Source organism: Synechococcus sp. MU1643, from assembly GCF_020514095.1.
Classification (GTDB): Bacteria; Cyanobacteriota; Cyanobacteriia; order PCC-6307; family Cyanobiaceae; genus Parasynechococcus.
In genome coordinates this window covers 101,445-119,346 of record NZ_VTKY01000002.1, presented here as the reverse complement: position 1 = coordinate 119,346, position 17,902 = coordinate 101,445, and the positions used below count along the sequence as shown (strand labels likewise).

General features: G+C 61.1%; 19 protein-coding genes. 13 read left to right on the top strand and 6 right to left on the bottom strand.

What is annotated here, in order from left to right:
• The first annotated feature begins 28 nt into the window (after positions 1 to 28).
• The 3 genes from acnB (at position 29) to FZX09_RS04780 (ending at position 5,706) form a co-directional block, all read left to right on the top strand.
• Positions 29 to 2,611: a bifunctional aconitate hydratase 2/2-methylisocitrate dehydratase gene (gene acnB, locus FZX09_RS04790; protein WP_226400624.1), complete on the top strand. Its 2,583-nt coding sequence runs from the start codon at positions 29 to 31 to the stop codon at positions 2,609 to 2,611.
• 84 nt (positions 2,612 to 2,695) lie between these two features.
• Positions 2,696 to 4,075 (top strand): ClC family H(+)/Cl(-) exchange transporter, encoded by a 1,380-nt coding sequence (locus FZX09_RS04785; RefSeq protein WP_255599685.1) that lies wholly within the window; start codon positions 2,696 to 2,698, stop codon positions 4,073 to 4,075.
• A gap of 56 nt (positions 4,076 to 4,131) precedes the next feature.
• Complete coding sequence (locus FZX09_RS04780; protein ID WP_226401092.1) at positions 4,132 to 5,706, top strand: radical SAM protein; 1,575 nt, start codon at positions 4,132 to 4,134, stop codon at positions 5,704 to 5,706.
• Here the strand turns inward: FZX09_RS04780 and FZX09_RS04775 are convergent.
• Positions 5,693 to 6,973: an O-antigen ligase gene (locus FZX09_RS04775; RefSeq protein WP_226400620.1), complete on the bottom strand. Its 1,281-nt coding sequence runs from the start codon at positions 6,971 to 6,973 to the stop codon at positions 5,693 to 5,695. The two genes, FZX09_RS04780 and FZX09_RS04775, sit on opposite strands and share 14 nt — an antisense overlap.
• Positions 6,970 to 7,824, bottom strand: coding sequence for a formyltetrahydrofolate deformylase (purU, locus tag FZX09_RS04770; RefSeq protein ID WP_226400618.1), 855 nt, complete (start codon positions 7,822 to 7,824; stop codon positions 6,970 to 6,972). The genes FZX09_RS04775 and purU overlap by 4 nt, the downstream gene beginning before the upstream one ends.
• Positions 7,825 to 7,898: 74 nt before the next feature.
• On the opposite strand from purU, the gene psbQ reads away from it, so the two are divergent.
• Both psbQ and FZX09_RS04760 read left to right on the top strand, forming a co-directional pair.
• Positions 7,899 to 8,348, top strand: coding sequence for a photosystem II protein PsbQ (gene psbQ, locus FZX09_RS04765; RefSeq protein ID WP_226400616.1), 450 nt, complete (start codon positions 7,899 to 7,901; stop codon positions 8,346 to 8,348).
• A 14-nt stretch (positions 8,349 to 8,362) separates the two neighbouring features.
• Positions 8,363 to 9,415, top strand: a complete 1,053-nt coding sequence (locus FZX09_RS04760) for an FAD-dependent oxidoreductase (protein ID WP_226400614.1) — start codon at positions 8,363 to 8,365, stop codon at positions 9,413 to 9,415.
• 44 nt (positions 9,416 to 9,459) lie between these two features.
• Here FZX09_RS04760 and dnaK read toward each other — a convergent pair whose 3' ends face one another.
• Entirely contained in the window at positions 9,460 to 11,355 is a 1,896-nt protein-coding gene (gene dnaK, locus FZX09_RS04755; RefSeq protein ID WP_226400612.1) for a molecular chaperone DnaK, read from the bottom strand.
• Between the two features lie 116 nt (positions 11,356 to 11,471).
• Between dnaK and FZX09_RS04750 the strand changes: the two genes are divergently transcribed.
• The 4 genes from FZX09_RS04750 (at position 11,472) to FZX09_RS04735 (ending at position 13,686) form a co-directional block, all read left to right on the top strand.
• Positions 11,472 to 12,341, top strand: coding sequence for a shikimate dehydrogenase (locus FZX09_RS04750; protein ID WP_226401090.1), 870 nt, complete (start codon positions 11,472 to 11,474; stop codon positions 12,339 to 12,341).
• A gap of 25 nt (positions 12,342 to 12,366) precedes the next feature.
• Entirely contained in the window at positions 12,367 to 12,843 is a 477-nt protein-coding gene (locus FZX09_RS04745) for a Tic20 family protein (protein WP_226400610.1), read from the top strand.
• Positions 12,844 to 12,924: 81 nt separating this feature from the next.
• Positions 12,925 to 13,299, top strand: coding sequence for a 30S ribosomal protein S6 (rpsF, locus tag FZX09_RS04740; protein WP_226400605.1), 375 nt, complete (start codon positions 12,925 to 12,927; stop codon positions 13,297 to 13,299).
• 231 nt (positions 13,300 to 13,530) lie between these two features.
• On the top strand, positions 13,531 to 13,686 hold the full coding sequence (locus FZX09_RS04735) for a hypothetical protein (RefSeq protein WP_226400604.1): 156 nt from the start codon (positions 13,531 to 13,533) through the stop codon (positions 13,684 to 13,686).
• Here FZX09_RS04735 and FZX09_RS04730 read toward each other — a convergent pair.
• Positions 13,678 to 14,889 carry an argininosuccinate synthase gene (locus tag FZX09_RS04730; RefSeq protein ID WP_226400603.1) on the bottom strand — a complete coding sequence of 404 codons (1,212 nt, stop codon included), beginning with the start codon at positions 14,887 to 14,889 and terminating at the stop codon, positions 13,678 to 13,680. The two genes, FZX09_RS04735 and FZX09_RS04730, sit on opposite strands and share 9 nt — an antisense overlap.
• Positions 14,889 to 15,029, bottom strand: coding sequence for a hypothetical protein (locus FZX09_RS04725; protein ID WP_226400602.1), 141 nt, complete (start codon positions 15,027 to 15,029; stop codon positions 14,889 to 14,891). Before FZX09_RS04725 ends, FZX09_RS04730 begins: the two co-directional genes overlap by 1 nt.
• 152 nt (positions 15,030 to 15,181) lie before the next feature.
• On the opposite strand from FZX09_RS04725, the gene FZX09_RS04720 reads away from it, so the two are divergent.
• The 4 genes from FZX09_RS04720 (at position 15,182) to FZX09_RS04705 (ending at position 17,340) form a co-directional block, all read left to right on the top strand.
• The gene (locus FZX09_RS04720) at positions 15,182 to 15,451 is read left to right on the top strand and encodes a DUF3134 domain-containing protein (protein WP_006850710.1); all 270 of its coding nucleotides are present in this window, start codon (positions 15,182 to 15,184) and stop codon (positions 15,449 to 15,451) included.
• A 137-nt stretch (positions 15,452 to 15,588) separates the two neighbouring features.
• On the top strand, positions 15,589 to 16,623 hold the full coding sequence (mraY, locus tag FZX09_RS04715; RefSeq protein ID WP_226400600.1) for a phospho-N-acetylmuramoyl-pentapeptide-transferase: 1,035 nt from the start codon (positions 15,589 to 15,591) through the stop codon (positions 16,621 to 16,623).
• 301 nt (positions 16,624 to 16,924) lie between these two features.
• Positions 16,925 to 17,173: a hypothetical protein gene (locus FZX09_RS04710; protein WP_226400598.1), complete on the top strand. Its 249-nt coding sequence runs from the start codon at positions 16,925 to 16,927 to the stop codon at positions 17,171 to 17,173.
• Positions 17,173 to 17,340 (top strand): hypothetical protein, encoded by a 168-nt coding sequence (locus FZX09_RS04705; protein WP_006851462.1) that lies wholly within the window; start codon positions 17,173 to 17,175, stop codon positions 17,338 to 17,340. The genes FZX09_RS04710 and FZX09_RS04705 overlap by 1 nt, the downstream gene beginning before the upstream one ends.
• 4 nt (positions 17,341 to 17,344) lie before the next feature.
• Here the strand turns inward: FZX09_RS04705 and FZX09_RS04700 are convergent, their stop codons facing one another.
• On the bottom strand, positions 17,345 to 17,767 hold the full coding sequence (locus tag FZX09_RS04700; protein ID WP_226400596.1) for a M23 family metallopeptidase: 423 nt from the start codon (positions 17,765 to 17,767) through the stop codon (positions 17,345 to 17,347).
• Positions 17,768 to 17,902 lie beyond the last annotated feature (135 nt).

The following is a 17,902-nucleotide window of genomic DNA, read 5'->3' as shown; positions in this document are numbered from 1 at the left end:
TGGTGGTAATCCCTGCACAGAGATCTCAATGCTGAGCGCTTACCGCGAGCTGGCCACCGCCCGGGAAGCCCAGGGCGTTCCCGCTCTTCCGCTCAACGCCGAGCAGACCCAGGGACTGACGGAACTGCTGCAAAACCCTCCCGCAGGCGAGGAGGAATTCCTGCTGCACCTGCTCAGCGAACGGATCCCCCCGGGTGTGGATGAAGCCGCTTACGTGAAGGCCACCTGGCTCAGCGCCGTGGCTCAGGGAGACGCCAAGAGCCCCCTGATATCACCACTGGAAGCCACCCGCCTGCTGGGAACGATGGTGGGTGGATACAACGTCGCCGCCCTGATCGAGCTGCTGAAGAACTCCGACGCTGCGCTGGCTGGCTGTGCTGCTGAGGGACTCAGCCGAACGCTGCTCGTCTACGACGCATTCAACGAAGTAATGGATCTGGCAGTGGACAACCGCTTTGCCAAGCAAGTGGTGGACAGCTGGGCCGCTGCCGAGTGGTTCACCTCCAAACCTGAACTAGCCGAAAGCATCACCGTGTCGGTGTTCAAGGTCGAAGGCGAAACCAACACGGACGATCTGTCACCGGCCACCCACGCCACCACCCGGCCGGACATCCCCATCCATGCCCTGGCGATGCTCGAGACCCGGGATCCAGAAGGCCTGAAGACCATCGCGATTTTAAAAGGAAAAGGCCATCCCGTGGCCTACGTCGGCGACGTGGTGGGCACCGGCAGCTCGCGCAAGAGCGCCATCAATTCAGTGCTCTGGCACACCGGCAATGACATCCCCCATGTGCCCAACAAACGGGCGGGCGGCGTGATTCTTGGCGGCAAGATCGCCCCGATCTTTTTCAACACCGCTGAAGACTCCGGTGCCCTGCCGATCGAATGCGATGTCACCGAACTGAACACCGGTGATGTGATCACCATTCGCCCCCACGCCGGCACAATCGAACGGGACGGCAGCGTGGTGAGTAGGTTCGACCTGAAACCCACCACGATCAGCGACGAGGTGCGGGCCGGCGGTCGCATCCCCCTGATGATCGGTCGCGCCCTGACCGACAAGGTGCGGGCCAAGCTTGGCATCACCCCTTCGGATCTGTTCATCCGCCCCTCAGCCCCGGCAGACACCGGTAAGGGCTTCACCCTGGCGCAAAAGATGGTTGGCAAGGCCTGCGGTCTCGCGGGCGTCCGACCCGGAACCAGCTGCGAACCGCTGATGACCACCGTCGGCTCCCAGGACACCACCGGCCCGATGACGCGGGACGAAATGAAGGAACTGGCCTGCCTGGGCTTCTCCTCCGACCTGGTGATGCAGAGCTTCTGCCACACCGCTGCCTATCCGAAGCCGGTGGATCTGCAAACCCAGAACGAACTGCCCGACTTCTTCGCCCAGCGCGGTGGCGTGGCCCTTCGGCCAGGTGACGGCATCATCCACAGCTGGCTGAACCGGATGCTTCTGCCTGACACCGTCGGCACCGGCGGCGACAGCCACACCCGCTTCCCCCTCGGCATTTCTTTCCCAGGCGGCTCTGGGGTTGTGGCCTTTGCGGCCGCCATCGGTGCCATGCCGTTGGACATGCCGGAATCGGTGCTGGTGCGCTTCAGCGGATCCCTGCAACCGGGCGTCACGCTCCGGGATGTGGTGAACGCCATCCCTTGGGTGGCCATTCAACGAGGACTGCTCACCGTTGAAAAGGCCAACAAGAAAAACTTGTTCAATGGCCGGATCATGGAGATCGAAGGTCTGCCCGACCTAAAGCTGGAACAAGCCTTCGAACTCACCGATGCCAGTGCCGAGCGCTCCTGCGCCGGCTGCACGATCAAGCTCTCCGAAGACACGGTGAGCGAATACCTGCGCAGCAACATGGCGCTGCTTAAAAACATGATCGCCCGCGGCTACAGCGACGCCCGCACCCTGGCCCGCCGGATCAAGGAGATGGAGGCCTGGCTGGGGAACCCGCAGCTAATGAGCGCTGACACTGACGCTGAGTACGCGGAAGTGCTGGAAATCAACCTCGACGAGCTCACCGAACCAGTGGTGGCCTGCCCCAACGACCCCGACAACGTGAAACTGCTCAGCGAGGTGGCTGGTGACACTGTGCAGGAGGTGTTCATCGGCTCCTGCATGACCAACATCGGCCATTACCGCGCCGCGGCCAAGGTGCTGGAAGGCGCTGGCAAGAACACGGCGCGCCTCTGGGTCTGCCCCCCAACGCGAATGGACGAGGAGACCCTCAAAGAGGAGGGCTACTACGCCACCTTCGAAGCCGCCGGGTCCCGCATGGAGATGCCTGGTTGCTCCCTTTGCATGGGCAACCAGGCCCGCGTGGAAGACAACACCACCGTGTTCTCCACCAGCACCCGCAACTTCAACAACCGCCTGGGGAAAGGTGCTCAGGTGTACCTGGGCAGCGCCGAACTGGCCGCCGTCTGCGCCCAGCTGGGACGCATCCCCACCCCAGACGAATACCGAAGCATTGCAGCCGCGAAGATCGATCCTCTCTCCGACGAGCTCTATCGCTACTTAAACTTCGATGAGATCAGTGGCTTTGAAGACCAGGGGCGGGTGGTCAGTGCTGACGACGAAGCAACCGTTCTGGCTCAGGCCTGATCCGGGATCACCTCATCTGTGCCAACCCTGATCGAACCCAAACAACGACACCACCTCCTGGGCTCCAGCCGGAGCATCAGGAGGATGTTGGAACGCCGCTGGCTGGTAGTGGTTTTGGCTCTGGCGCTTACGGGCCTTGGGGCCGCCATCACCGGCCTGCTCTTCACCAGCGGCATCAACCTGCTGCGGGATTGGCGGCTCGATCTGCTCGATGAGTTTCCAGCCTGGGTAGTACTCCCCGCCATCGGCGCTATCGGCGGGATGGTCTCGGCCTGGTTGATCAGCACCCTATCTCCGGCCGCTGGCGGAGCCGGGATCACCCACATCATGGGCTTCCTGCGCCACCGTTCTGTTCCGATGGGGCTTCGGGTGGGCCTGGTGAAACTGGTAGCCGGCATCATTGCAATCGGCTCAGGTTTCCCCCTGGGTCCGGAAGGCCCCGCCGTTCAGATGGGCGGGTCCGTGGCCTGGCAGATGTCCCGCTGGCTGCGAGCACCGGTGGCCTTTCGCCGGGTGATCGTGGCCGCCGGTGGCGGTGCCGGTATCGCAGCTGTGTTCAGCGCTCCGATCGGTGGATTCATCTACGCGATCGAGGAGCTGCTCCACTCCGCCAGGCCCGTGGTGCTGCTGCTGGTGATCATCACCACCTTCTCGGCCGACACCCTGGCGGATGTGCTCGGCTTTCTTGGTCTCAACCCCGGGGGCGGCGGACTCAACAGCACCATCGGATTTCAACTGGAACGGGAATACACCCCCCTGGTGCGCTTCCTGCCTGTCGATCTGCTGTATCTGGTCGCTCTCGGTGTGGTGATCGGTGTGCTGGCGGAGCTCTACACCCGCTACGTACTCACCATGCAGCGGCAGGGCAACCGTTGGTTCGGAGACCGACTGATCCTGCGCATGACCTTGAGCGGGCTCGTGCTGGGCTGCGTCTATGCGGCCCTGCCGGATACGTTCCATAACCCCAGCGAACTGAAGCACCTGATCGGAGCCGGCAAGGCCGACATCAGCCTGGCCCTCGCCAGCTTTGTAATGCTCTTCTTCAGCACCGGTCTGGCGGCGGGCTCGGGAGCTCCAGGGGGACTGTTCATGCCGATGCTGACGCTGGGAGGGGCCATTGGCTTGGCCTGTGGCGGTGGCGTTGAGGCCCTCACCGGCCATGTGCCCACCACCTATGTCTTCGCGGGCATGGGCGCCTTCGTTGCCGGCTGTTCCCGCACACCGATCTCGGCGATGTTCCTTGCATTTGCCCTCACAAAGGATCTGCTGATCCTCAAGCCGATCCTGGTGGCCTGCCTCACCAGCTTCGTCATCGCCCGACTATTCCACCCCCACTCGATCTACGAACGTCAGATGGGCATGGAACTCGACTCGGAAAATCGGATGGCGATGAAGCTCAACCGCTACAGACGTCCGTTCACGCCGCCTACCCCGCCATCAGGCCCAACAGGAGGCCCCAGCTGAACCAAGAAACGCTGCTATTTGATCCGGTGACGCCGGAGCCCGGAGCCCTACGCACGGTGCTGGCCTTCCCCAGCACTTACACCGTGGGCATTACCAGCCTTGGTTATCAGATCGTCTGGTCCACCCTGGCGATGCGGTCCGATGTTGACGTGCGCCGTCTGTTCACTGATCAGGGGGATCCACCCCACCGACACTGCGACCTGTTTGGGCTTTCTCTGAGCTGGGAACTCGACGGACCAGTCCTGCTCGATCTGCTGGAGCAGCAGCGAATCCCGATCTGGAGCCACACGCGCACGAACGACGATCCGATCGTGTTTGGTGGCGGACCTGTGCTCACAGCCAATCCAGAGCCCCTTGCACCGTTTTTTGATGTAGTGCTGCTAGGCGATGGCGAAGACCTTCTGCCCGCCTTCATAGATGCTCTCCAGAGCGTGAAGGGACAACCCCGAGCAGAACAACTGCAGCATCTGGCCAGAGTGCCGGGGATCTACGTGCCGGAGCTCCATGCACCCCGCTATGAAGCGGACGGCACCCTGCTGGGGGTGACACCGGTGGACGCAACCCTGCCGGAGCGGGTGGCCAAACAGACCTGGCGCGGCAATAGCCTCAGCCACTCAACGGTGATCACCCCGGAAGCCGCGTGGCCCGACATCCACATGGTGGAAGTGGTGCGCAGCTGCCCGGAACTGTGCCGCTTCTGCCTTGCCAGCTATCTGACCCTGCCGTTCCGAACACCATCATTAGATGACGGGCTGATCCCGGCGGTGGAGAAAGGCCTTAAAACCACCAAACGCCTCGGCCTGCTGGGGGCATCCGTGACACAGCACCCCCAGTTCAGCGATCTGCTCCAGTGGCTGGCCCAAGACCGCTTCGATGACCTCCGCGTCAGCGTTAGTTCCGTGCGGGCCGCAACGGTCACTCCAGAGCTGGCGGCTGTGTTGGCAGGGCGAGGCAGCAAATCCCTCACCATCGCCATCGAGAGCGGCAGCGAGCGCATGCGCCGCGTGGTGAACAAAAAACTCAGTGGTGAGGAAATCGAAGCAGCCGCCCGCCATGCCAAGCAAGGCGGACTGAAGGCCCTCAAGCTCTACGGAATGGTTGGACTCCCCTGCGAAAACAACGACGATGTGGAAAGCACCGCAGCACTGCTGCTGAGCGTTAAGAAAGCCACCCCCGGCCTGCGCTTCACCCTGGGGGTGAGCACATTCGTGCCCAAAGCGCACACCCCGTTCCAATGGCAAGGGGTACGCCCCGAAGCGGAAAAACGCCTGAAGTTGCTGGCGAAACGTCTCAAACCCAAAGGCATTGATCTGCGCCCGGAAAGCTACGGCTGGAGCGTGATTCAGGCCCTGCTGTCTCGGAGCGACCGGCGCCTGGCCCCCGTAATCGCAGCGGTGCGCGGCTCGCAGGAAAGCCTGGGGGGTTGGAAGAAGGCCTACCGAGCCGCCCTGGCTGGTGAACTCCCTGAAGCCCGCAGCGCGGGAGTGGTCTTGCCACTGCCTCCCAGTTGGGAAAGAGTGGTGCACGACGAATGGGCCTCTGACACGGTCTTGCCCTGGGGCCATCTCGATGGCCCCTTGAGTCAGGAGAAGCTGCAGGAGCACCGCCAACAGGCCCTCAGCCTGGGCTGACCGCTGCCGTCTCAGTTTGCCGAATCCGACTGCGCAATCCGGCCATCAGAATCCAACCGGCAATGTTCAAGCGGCTGTCAAAGAAAGGCATGTCGGTGCCGTGAAGCACCACCAGCACGAGCACCGCAGCCCACCAAGCGCGATCAAACAAACCCATGCGGCTGCAGCGCAAGGAGACGATCATCAACGCCAGCACCAGAACCACCAGCGCAAGCGCCGCCGGCACCCCACTGCTGACCGCCAGCTCCAAAGGCAGGTTGTGAGAATGGCCATGCCATTTGCCCGTGCGCAAGGTGTACAGAACGGAAAAAGCCGCAGCACCCCAGCCCAGCCATGGCCGTTCAGTGATCAACTGCAAAGCCGAACCCCACTGACTCAGACGAGTGGAAGCCAGGGCACGCTCCCCCGCATAGCGGCTGTCGCTGAGCCGTGACCAGACCGACTCGGGAACCAACGCCCGAGCGGGGTGCTGGAGAAGCTCCGGGACACCGGGCAACACCGCCAACAGAACAGGGATCAATCCAAGGGCCAACAGAGGCAGCAACCAGGGCCAACTCACCGGCCCAAGCACCAGAGGCACCGCCAGCACCAACGCGCCCCAGCCGTTGCGGGACTCCGTAAGCACAAGAGCCGTCACCAAAGCGACAGCCAGGATCAGCACCACACTCCGACGACGGCGATCGAGTCCGGGTTGCACCAGGGCCGCCAGTAGCAACGGCCATACCAGCGCCAACCAGGCCGCGGCGATGTTGGCGTAATCGAACAGACCCGACAGCCGGCCCTCCGGCTCGCCTCCAGGGGCCATGAACCAGATCACCAGGCCACCCAGGGACTGCCAGGGCCCCTGCCAACCCAACCACAACTGACCCAAACCAGTCACCACCACAGGCACCGTGCCCGCCACCATCCAAAGCGCCGCACGGCGGCGCGCCCCAGCCTCGGCCACATAGGGCTGGAACCCCCAGAACCCCCAAAAAAAAGGCAGCCAATTGGCCAGACCTGCCCAAGCCAGATCAGCACGCAAGGCGCTGAAACAGCCGAGAAACATGAACCCGCCAGCCACCAGGAGCGGCCAGTTCCAGCGGTCACGCCAGTAGGCGCACTCACGACGGAGGCTGCCCAGGACCAAAGCCGGCACAAATAGCAAGCTGGCCAGCAACACTGACGAGGGAAGCAACAGCAGTCCGAGCTGAAACAGGCACCAACCCCAGGGGGAAGAGGAGGCCGGACAATCGCCACTCAGCCATGCGTACAGACCTACCGTCATGCAAACACCGCCGTACGCCCGCGATACACCATCACCTGACGGCGCAGATGCAGACGAAGGGCCCTCGCCAAGGCAAGGCGTTCTGTGTCACGGCCCTTACGGATCAAATCCTCCACCTCGTCCCGGTGGCTGACGGGAACGGTGGTTTGCTCAATGATCGGTCCGTCATCCAGATCTTCAGTGACGTAGTGGGCTGTAGCGCCGATGAGCTTGACCCCACGGTCCCAGGCGCGGTGGTACGGCTGGGCGCCCTTGAACGCTGGCAGAAACGAATGGTGAATGTTGATCACCTGGGGGAAACTCTCGAGGAAATCACTGCTCAACACCTGCATGTATTTGGCCAGCACCGCAAGTTCAACCTTGTTCTCTTCAAGCAGCTGAAGCATCCGCTGCTCCGCTTCCGTTTTGGTGTCCCGGCTGACGGGAACACATACAAAAGGAACCTCAAACGACGCACACAGGGGTTCCAGATCCGGATGGTTGGCGATGACCAGGGGAACCTGCATCGGCAGCTCCCCGCTTTGAACCCGCCAGAGCAAATCCTGCAGGCAGTGGCTCTGCTTGCTGGCGAAAATCGCCACGCGGGGCAGGTCGTCTGAGAAGTGGAGCTGCGCCTCCCCACCAAGCCGCTGTCCCAGAGCCTGAGCCGCTTCAGGAAGCACATCCCGGGGTATGCCGAATCCCTGGAGCTGCCACTCAATCCGGCTGAGAAACAACCCAGCTCCAGCGTCCGTGTGGTGATCGGCATGACGAATGCTGCCGCCGTTGGCTGCTACCCAACCCGCCAATTCGCTGACCAGGCCCGGCCGATCGGGGCAGATCATCTGGAGGATGACCGTGGCGTCACTCACAACAACGCTTTGAAAAACAAAATTCTCCCGCGCAGGAGGTGCTGGTTAAAGTCGCAAGGAAATTTCCAATCACCATGCTGAAGGCTCTGAGCCGCCTCGCCGCGTTCTGCCTCTGCGTCGCTTTGAACCTGGGTCTGATGGCCCCGGCTGCTGTCAATGCTGCCGGAATCAGTCCTAACGATCTGGGCGTGATCCGCCGCCAAGCCGCAGCATTTGATGACGCAAAATCCCGTCTCCCTGATCTGGCCCGGCTGGTGAGTGAAAAGGATTGGGTCTTCACCCGAAACCTTCTGCATGGCCCTATGCAGGAAGTGAGCCGGGAAATGCTCTACATCAATCAGCGCCTCGACAAGAGCGAGCGCAAAGAGGCCACCAAGGTGGCCCGCTCCTTGAAAGAAGCTCTGGCTGATCTGGATGAAGCGGCACGCCTGCAGGACTTCAGCCGCATGCAGAAGTCCTACAGCGCAGTAGCTGCCGGATTCGATGCCTACAGCGACCTGATCCCGGCTGAGGCCTTCAGCTGAGCCGCTCCGTTGGTGTGATTGGTGCCGGGGCCATCGGCCTCGGCACCGCCTGGCATCTAGCCCAGCAGGGGCATGCTGTTTCTGTTTACGACCCTCGCCTGAACAAGCCCGTTCATCGCCAGGGATCAGCAAACGATTTGAGTGGAACATCGGCATCCCTCGGAGTGCTGATGGGACACGTCTTTCGCCGCAGCAGCGGACGGGGCTGGAGGCTGCGCCGCCGGAGCATGGAGCTCTGGCCCCAGTGGATCGAAACACTTCAGGCTCACCAGCCTGACCTCAAGCTCCACCAAGGCCTACTGCAAATCGCCGAGGATGAACGAGCGGCTGAGCGAATGGAGTCGCTGGGCGCACAACGCTTTGACCTGGGGCTGCACATGGTGTCCAACGCCGACCTAGCAGCGGTCTGGCCGACGGCCAGCCACGGTGGCCTCTACTCGCGTCACGACGGTCGGGTGGATCCACTGCTGCTGCAACTGGCCCTGCGGCAAGCGCTAGCAGAGCAAAGTGTGGCGCTGATTGCCAAGGCGGTGGTCCGTCTGGAGCGCAACGAAAACCACTGGCATGTGCATCGAGCCGACGGAGACAACTCCGTTCACGACCTTGTGATCCTCTCCACCGCACTGTGCTCGGATGCCTTGCTGAAACCCCTGGGCCATGCCCGAGCGATGAAAGCGGTGTTGGGCCAAGCCCTGTCACTCCAATTGACAACTGGTCCGACGGCGTGGAGCAACTGGCCCTCGGTGCTGGTGGATCAGGGCTTCAACCTGATTCCCACCGAACCCGGACGGTTGCTGCTCGGAGCCACCGTGGAACCAGGCGATCGCGCTTCAAAGGATCCTCTGACCCTGATGCGCAGCCTGAATGAGCGGGCTCCGGAATGGCTGAGCTCAGCCACGGTGGTTAGCCATTGGAGCGGACTGCGAGCCCGGCCCGTGGATCGACCGGCCCCTCTGCTGGAGGAGCTGGAACCTGGGTTGATCCTTGCCAGTGGGCACTACCGCAACGGCGTTCTGCTCACGCCTGGCACCGCAGAGTGGGTCGCAGCTGCCGTTCAACAGGAATAAAAAAAGGGCCCCAAAGGGCCCTAACGCATTGGTGGTTCAACCGATCACTTGGTCTCGGTGAACTCTGCATCGATGACATCGTCGCTGGCATCGCCACCACCGGCGTTGGCACCAGCACCAGGCGCTCCTGCTGCTGCACCTTCCTGCTGGTAGACGGAAGCACCCACGGTGTAGAGCTCCTGCTGCAATTCCTCCAGCAGAGTCTTCATCGCGTCGTAATCGTCCTTCTCGGTGGCTTCCTTGAGCTTGAGGCGCTTCTCCTCCAGCTTCGCCTTGGCATCGGCATCAACCTTGTCGCCCAGTTCGCCCATCTGCTTTTCAGCCTGATAGACGAGGGTTTCGGCCTGATTCTTGAGGTCGATTTTCTCGCGCTTCTCCTTGTCAGCGCTGGCGTTGGCCTCGGCGTCCTTGACCATCTTGTCGACCTCGGAATCCGAGAGGGTCGACGCGCCAGTGATCGAGATGGACTGCTCCTTACCGCTGCCCTTGTCCTTGGCGGTGACGCTGAGGATGCCGTTGGCATCGATGTCGAAGGTCACTTCGATCTGAGGCACGCCCCGAGGAGCGGGAGGAATGCCATCGAGACGGAAGGTTCCGAGCGACTTGTTGTCGGATGCCATCTCGCGCTCGCCCTGAAGCACGTGAATTTCCACATTGGTCTGACCGTCCACAGCCGTGGAATAGGTCTCGGTCTTTTTGGTGGGAACCGTGGTGTTGCGGGTGATCATCCTGGTCATCACACCGCCGAGGGTCTCCACACCCAGGGAGAGAGGCGTGACGTCGAGCAGAAGGATGTCCTTCACCTCGCCGGCCAGCACACCGCCCTGAATCGCAGCACCGACAGCCACCACCTCATCGGGGTTCACCGTCTGGTTGGGGTCTTTGCCGGTGATGCGCTTGACAAGCTCAAGCACAGCCGGGATGCGGGTGGAACCACCCACCATCACGATCTCGTCCAGCTCTCCGGAGGACAACTTGGCGTCCTTGAGCGCCTGCTCCACAGGCATCGCACAGCGGTCGATCAACTTGGAAGCCAGTTCCTCGAACTTGGCGCGGGTGAGGGTGAGGTCCAGGTGCTTGGGACCCTCGGGCGTGGCCGTGATGAACGGCAGGTTGATCTCGCTCTGAGTGGCATTGGACAGCTCGACCTTCGCTTTTTCAGCGGATTCGGTGAGGCGTTGCAGGGCCTGCTTGTCCTGACGCAGATCGATTCCTTCGTTGGATTTGAACGTCTCGGCCAAGTGATCAACGATCACTTTGTCGAAGTCGTCACCGCCGAGGTGCGTATCACCAGCGGTGGACAACACCTCAAACACGCCGTCGCCAACTTCCAGAACGGAGACGTCGAAGGTGCCGCCGCCCAGGTCGAAGACAAGGATGCGCTCGTTGCTCTTCTTGTCGAGGCCGTAGGCCAGAGCCGCAGCGGTGGGCTCGTTGATGATGCGCAGCACTTCAAGGCCAGCGATCTTGCCGGCGTCCTTGGTGGCCTGGCGCTGGGAGTCGTTGAAGTAGGCCGGAACGGTGATCACCGCTTGGCTGACGGTTTCACCGAGGTACTTACCGGCGTCCTCAGCCAGTTTGCGCAGCACCTGGGCGGAAACCTCCTCAGGCGCAAATTGCTTGTCGAGAACAGGGCACTTCACCTTCACGTTGGAGCCGGCCTTCTCAACGCCGTAGCTCACCTCTTTCGACTCCTCATTCACCTCATCAACCCGACGGCCGATGAAACGCTTGACGGAATAGAAGGTGTTGTCTGGATTCATCACCGCCTGACGTTTGGCGATCTGACCCACCAGCTGATCCTGGTTCTTGGTGTAAGCAACCACGGAGGGCGTGGTGCGGAAGCCCTCGGCGTTCGCGATCACGGTGGGCTTGCCGCCCTCCATCACGGAAACACAGCTGTTCGTAGTGCCAAGGTCAATGCCGACAACCTTGCCCATCGGTGCCCACCTCCAGAAATAGTGATTTGAATGGCCACATCCTCCACAGCAGACCCTCTGACAGGCGAGGTGTGGTTCCCGAACAGGCAGGCTGGTGGAGCGATCCGGCCCTGGCAATGATCAACGGCGGCACCAGCCTTGTGGGCCTGCTTGGCAATCCAGTACGCCACTCGCTTTCGCCGGTGATGCAGAACGCCGCCCTCGAAAGCATGGGGCTCAACTGGCGCTACCTGGCCCTGCCCTGCGAAAGCGAAAGTCTTGATCAGGTGTTGAACGGTCTCAGGGCCGTTGGCTGCCAGGGCCTCAACGTCACCATTCCCCACAAACAAGCCATCGCCGAGCTCTGCGAGGAGCTGAGCCCGCTGGCGAAACGGCTCGGTGCCGTCAACACCCTGATCCCAGGAACAGGCGGTGGCTGGTTCGGCACCAACACCGACGTGGAGGGCTTTCTGGCACCCCTCGGTGCCAACGACGCCTGGGCAGGACGCCATGCCGTGGTGATCGGCTGCGGCGGATCAGCTCGAGCAGTGGTCGCCGGTCTGCAGACCCTGGAACTCAGCAGCATCACCATTGTGGGACGGCGAAGCGAGGCACTCCAAGCCTTCATCACAGATCTGCAGCAGAGCCACGCCCCCCTGACGGCCTGTCTCGACAACGCTGTTCAGCTCAACGAAAGCGTGGCTCAAGCGGCTCTCGTAGTGAACACCACCCCGGTGGGCATGGCACAGCACGGTGACCCCAGGGCAATGCCATTGGGGGCCGAACTCTGGTCAGGCCTGAACGGAGAGGCGTTGTTGTACGACCTGATCTACACCCCAAGGCCCACCAGCTGGCTTGCCGCTGGGCAACAACGGGGCCATCGCTGCAGCGATGGCCTCGAGATGCTGGTGCAGCAGGGCGCTGCCTCGCTGCGGCTCTGGTGTGGTCGCAATGACGTTCCTGTCGAGGCGATGCGAAACGCCGCCGCGACTGCTCTTGCGGCCTAAGGTCCAAACAATCCTCAGCTCCAACGTGCAGATTCCCCTCTGGCAGCGGCTGCTTGCACCGCTGGTGTACCTGCTCCCCTGGAGTGACGCCATTCCCTTTGGCCTCGGGGCTGACGGCGTGTTTAACCAGATCCCGTTGCTGAGGCTGCTGATCGTTCCAGCGGTGCCGCTGATCCAATTGGATCGGGGAGTTCCCTTCGGTGGCCTGCTGCTCTTCTTCGTGCTGTTTCTGGCAGTGGTGCGCAATCCAGCCGTTCCCTACTTCCTGCGCTTCAACACCCTGCAGGCCCTACTCACCGACATCGTGATCGTTGTGCTCAGCTTCGCGTTTGGCATCCTGCTGCAACCGATTGCTGGGGGCAGCCTGCTGGTGGGCACCCTGTCCAGCACAATCGTGGTAGCGGTGCTGGCGATCATTCTGTTCGCCCTGTTGGAGTGCTGGCGCGGGCGCGAACCTGATCTGCCCGGAATCAGCCAGGCGGTACGCATGCAGCTCTACTGAAAGTGTGGGGGACACGCCAGGGGATAAGGTGTTGAATCCGTCGCTCACTCCGGTGAGCCTGATGCCCCTTAGGTGCTGGCCATGACGCTCGATCCGTATTACGAAACCATGTACATCCTTCGTCCGGACATTCCGGAGGAGGAAGTTGAAAGCCATCTCACCAAGTACCGCGACATGCTCGTGGAAGCTGGTGCCGACGTTCTGGACAACCAGATGCGTGGCAAGCGCCGTCTGGCCTATCCCATTGCGAAGCACAAGGAAGGCATTTACGTGCAACTGAGCCACAACGGCGATGGCCAGCAAGTTGCTGTTCTCGAAAAGGCGATGCGTCTAAGTGAAGACGTGATCCGCTATCTGACCGTGAAGCAGGAAGGCCCCCTTCCCGCACCTCGGGTGATGCCGGGCAGCGAAGCTGCTCAACAGCAACAAGCCGAAGCCGCTGCATCAGCTGACTGATCAGCATTGTTGGATTCATGGGTGGGCGATACCGTCCGCCCATAGATTCGAAACACGACCAACCTCAGCCAACCGAACCTGTCTGGAACGAGCGTCATGGCGACGCTGAAGTAATTCGATTGCTGAACAAGAGAATTTCAGAACTGAGGCCGAGATCAAGGCCTTCAACAAGCTTCTTGCCGAACTGCCGGTGTTTTTGAACGCCGCTTCCAACAGCGGCTGGAGCCCTTGATGGAGCGTTATCAACTGCTGGCTGAACAGGTTGATCAAGAACAGTTCGAGCGGTCTCAGCCGGCCCTGCCGGGAAGCTCAGAACCGGACAACGTTGTGCGTTTTCCAGGCCTGAGGCTTCCCAAGTTCCTGCAGAAACTGCAGCGCTCAGCTTGAACGGCGCTGGGATGCTGACCAGAGTCGGGTTGGCAGACCCCAGACGTAAATAAAGCCCTCTGCAGCACGGTGATCGAACTGATCCTCACTGCCGTAGGACGCCATTTCTGGGACGTAAAGACTGCTGTCTGCTGAGCCACGTCCGGTGACCGTGGCCGTTCCTTTGTGCAGCCGGAGACGAACAACACCATTGACGGTGGTCTGGGTGCGGTCCATGAAGCCGTCCAAAGCATTCTTGAGGGGGCCAAACCAAAGCCCCTGGTAGACGAGGTCAGCCCACTGCATTTCCAATTGCCGCTTGCTGCGCAGCACATCGGCAGCCAGGGTCAGGCTTTCAAGTTCCTGGTGGGCCTGGATCAGCAACAACAGCCCGGGCGTTTCGTAAATCTCCCGGGATTTGATGCCCACCACCCGGTTCTCGATCATGTCGAGGCGGCCAATGCCATGGGTGCCCGCCAAACGGTTGGCTTCACGGATCAAAGCCACGGGGTCCAACTTCTGACCGTTGATCGCCACAGGATTGCCTGCTTCAAAAGCAATCTCGATCTCTTCGGAGACATCCGGAGCAGCCTCCACCGATCGCGTCATCGCAAACACCTCCTCCGGCGGAGCCACCATCGGGTCTTCGAGGGGTCCTGCCTCGATGCTGCGGCCCAGCAGATTGAGGTCGATCGAGTAAGGGGACTTCTTGCTCACCGGTGCGGGCAGACCACAGCGTTCGCCGTAGGCGATGGTCTCCTCACGGCTCATGCCCCACTCACGGGCTGGGGTGAGCACCTTGAGATCCGGTGCCAACGCAGCGATGGCCACATCGAAACGCACCTGATCGTTGCCCTTGCCTGTGCATCCATGGGCGACAGCATCGGCACCCACTTCCCGGGCTACCTCGACCAAACGCTTGGCGATCAGAGGCCTCGCCAGGGCCGTGGAGAGGGGGTAACGGCCTTCATAGAGGGCGTTGGCACGAATCGCCGGAAAGGCGAAATCCTTAATGAAGGGCTCGATCAGATCTCCCACCAGCGACTGACTGGCACCGGCATCTAGCGCTTTCTGACGAATGGGCTCTAGTTCATCGCCCTGGCCGAGATCAGCGGCAAATGTGATCACATCCTCCACACCCCATTCCTGCTTGAGGTAAGGGATGCAGACACTGGTATCGACTCCCCCGGAATAGGCGAGTACCACCTTCTTGGCGCGGCCCATCAATGGGTCTCCTGCTCACAATCGTCTGATTCTCTCGTCTCGCCGGCCGCCACCTTTGAGAAAGCCACAAGCAACCACCCAGCCACCGCCAGAGCCGGGGAAAAGACCAGCAGCAGCGCCAGCGCCCAAGAGGTCTGCAACGGTTCAGGCCGCTGCAAACCCCACCAATACAGGCCAGCACTGATGATCAGGGCCAGGCCCCACAGAAAAACGAGCAGCGCAGATTTGTTCAGGGGCGGGCCAAAAACAGCACGTGGTTTATCTTGGTTGATTGGCCCGCGTCCCTCCCTGCATGAGCGCTCTGGTTGATTTAAACGCCCTGGACAGCGTCAACCCGTCCCTCACCCGCTATGGGCGCCGCGACCCTGCGCCCGTGCTGCCCCTGCGTGAGGAACCCGACCTCCTGTCCTGGCTCGAAACCAGCGGTCGTCTCGTTGCCGACGAAGAATCCGGATCACCTGAAGTGAGCACCGTCGAAGAGGAAGAACTCTCTGCGCTCATGGGTGAGAAAGAGGATTACAACAAGGATGACGAGCAAAACGAGGAGCAGTGGGAGGACTGACGTCCCCCAAGCACTGACTGGTCGACACTGAGCGACTCACCTAGGGTCCCAGCGACCAGTCCAGTGCCGCTTTGCAATCCACGGATTCAAACCACCGTCCTTGGTGGGAGAACGGCTCATTGAGTGCCAGCTTGCTGATGCTGGTGGTCTTGATGATCAGCTTTGCAGCCGACAAATGGATCACCAATGCGCAACTGAGCCTGCCGCTCTTGATTTCAGCAGTCTGCGCAACAGCGACTGCGGCCTTGGGCATTCCCCTTCTACGTCGCTTGAAGATGGGGCAGTTCATCCGTGAGGAAGGCCCCAAAGCCCATCAGAGCAAGGCGGGAACCCCAACGATGGGTGGACTTCTGGTTGTTCCCGCCGGGGTCATTCTCGGGAGCTTGATCACACGGGACGCCGTGGCGTCGCAACAACTACTCAGCCTGGCAGGACTCACCTTGGCATTCATGCTGATCGGCGGCATCGATGACTGGAGCAGCCTCACCAAACACACCAATACAGGCCTGACGGCACAAGGGAAATTGGTGCTGCAAGCCATGGCGGCCGCAGCCTTTCTGGCCATCGCTGCCTGGCAGGGCTGGATCAGCAGCGGCATTGCTTTGCCCTTTGGCCTTGAACTGCCGTTGGGACTGCTGATCTGGCCGCTGGGGCTGTTTGTCGTTCTGGCGGAGAGCAACGCCACCAACCTCACCGATGGCCTTGATGGCTTGGCCAGCGGCTGCGGAGCACTGGTGTTTACGGGTCTAGCACTTCAACTGATGCTGCGAGGAGACAACGGAGATCCCGCCTTGGCTGGCTTCTGCATGGCCATGGCCGGGACATGGCTTGGGTTTCTCGTGCACAACCGAAACCCTGCTCGGGCCTTCATGGGCGACACAGGATCCTTAGCGATGGGGGCCGCCCTCAGCGGTGTGGCCCTCTTGTCCAACAGCCTTTGGCCCCTGCTGGTGATGGGAGGCGTCTTCGTGGCGGAATCCCTCTCCGTGATCATCCAGGTTTGGGTGTTTAAGGCCACGAAAGGCCCTGATGGGCAAGGGCGACGCGTGTTCCGCATGGCGCCACTCCATCACCATTTTGAGCTGGGGGGCACCGATGAACGAAGCGTGGTGCCTGCGTTCTGGCTTGTCACAGCAGGGCTTGTGCTTCTCGGACTGGTGCTGCGTCCCTAATCTTTGATCCAATCCTGAGAACCATCATTTTGAAGCGATCTCAAAGATGCAGTGATTCAGATCGCCAATGAGATTGAAGCTAGTTTAACAACATACAAAGCCAATATCTTCTGAGAAAGATTGAGCCTGATGCAGAAAATATAACCGATGTTTTCACATTTTGGAATGACCAAAACCAGGTGCCCTGAATGAATGGAGGCCTGAACGACACACCTTGTATTCACGGAATTTTTCATATTCAGAACGAAAGCTTTATGCCGCTCATATCCCTTAAAGTCTTGCTTTGAGGCAGCAGGGCAGGATGACCTACTTCACCTGGCGTGAATCCGGTCTCACAGCTGACTGCTCAAGCCTCGAGGCGATGGCTGCCCGCTTTGAGGAGTCGGCCAGTTTGATGCGGCGCATGTCGAGCGAAGGGTTCCAATTGGAATGCCATGGAAAGGAACAGCGCATCACGCATTCCGATGCCACCGTGTTTGAAGCCTGGGGTTTCGTCAGCGAAGAATCACCGGTCCGCCAACTCACGCTGATCCCCGATCTTCAGAACTGATGGACAACCTGCTTGCCAAAACCGCTGAGCTGCTCGCCAACGCAGCTGCCGATCCTGATCGGGTTCTGCGCTGGGTGCTGATCTATTTCGGTGTTTCGTCGCTTGGATTCATGGGCGTGTGGCTGATCGGAGAAGTGCGCCGTCAGAGCAGCACCGATTCGAACTGAGCCCTCAACGGCTCGCTTCCACCGAGCGCTGACGCCATTGAGGCGTTTTCTCCATCGATTTCAACTGCTCTGCGCTGGGGCTCTCGAGCACATCCAGGAGATGCAGGGGTTCTGCTTCGAAGTGCAGATGAGGACCGGTCGACCAACGGCCCGTATTCCCGCAAAGACCAATGATCTCGCCACGGTCATAGGAGCCTGCTGAGGCACCAGCATTGAGATAGCTGTAACGCGTCTTGACGCCTGCCCCAGCCAGATGAAACGTCCATCCGTGGGTGGCTGTCCAGCGACTTCGACCGACCCCGTCATGAGCGGCACGCACAGGGCGACCAATGCGGCAGGAGATGTCCAAGGCTGGAACGATGCAGCACCAGCTGTTTGGTGGAGCAGGAACGAACAGCAGCAGGCAGCAAGGCCAGCGCCTCCGCATCACTGAGCCAGGGGGCAACCGGTGGAATCGGATCCGCAGACCTTGCCTGGACAGGCCAAAGCTGGAGACAGGCTCCAGCCAAAACCGCCAACAACGTCGCCCGAAGCACTGGACTCAATCAAGAACGCATCCTTG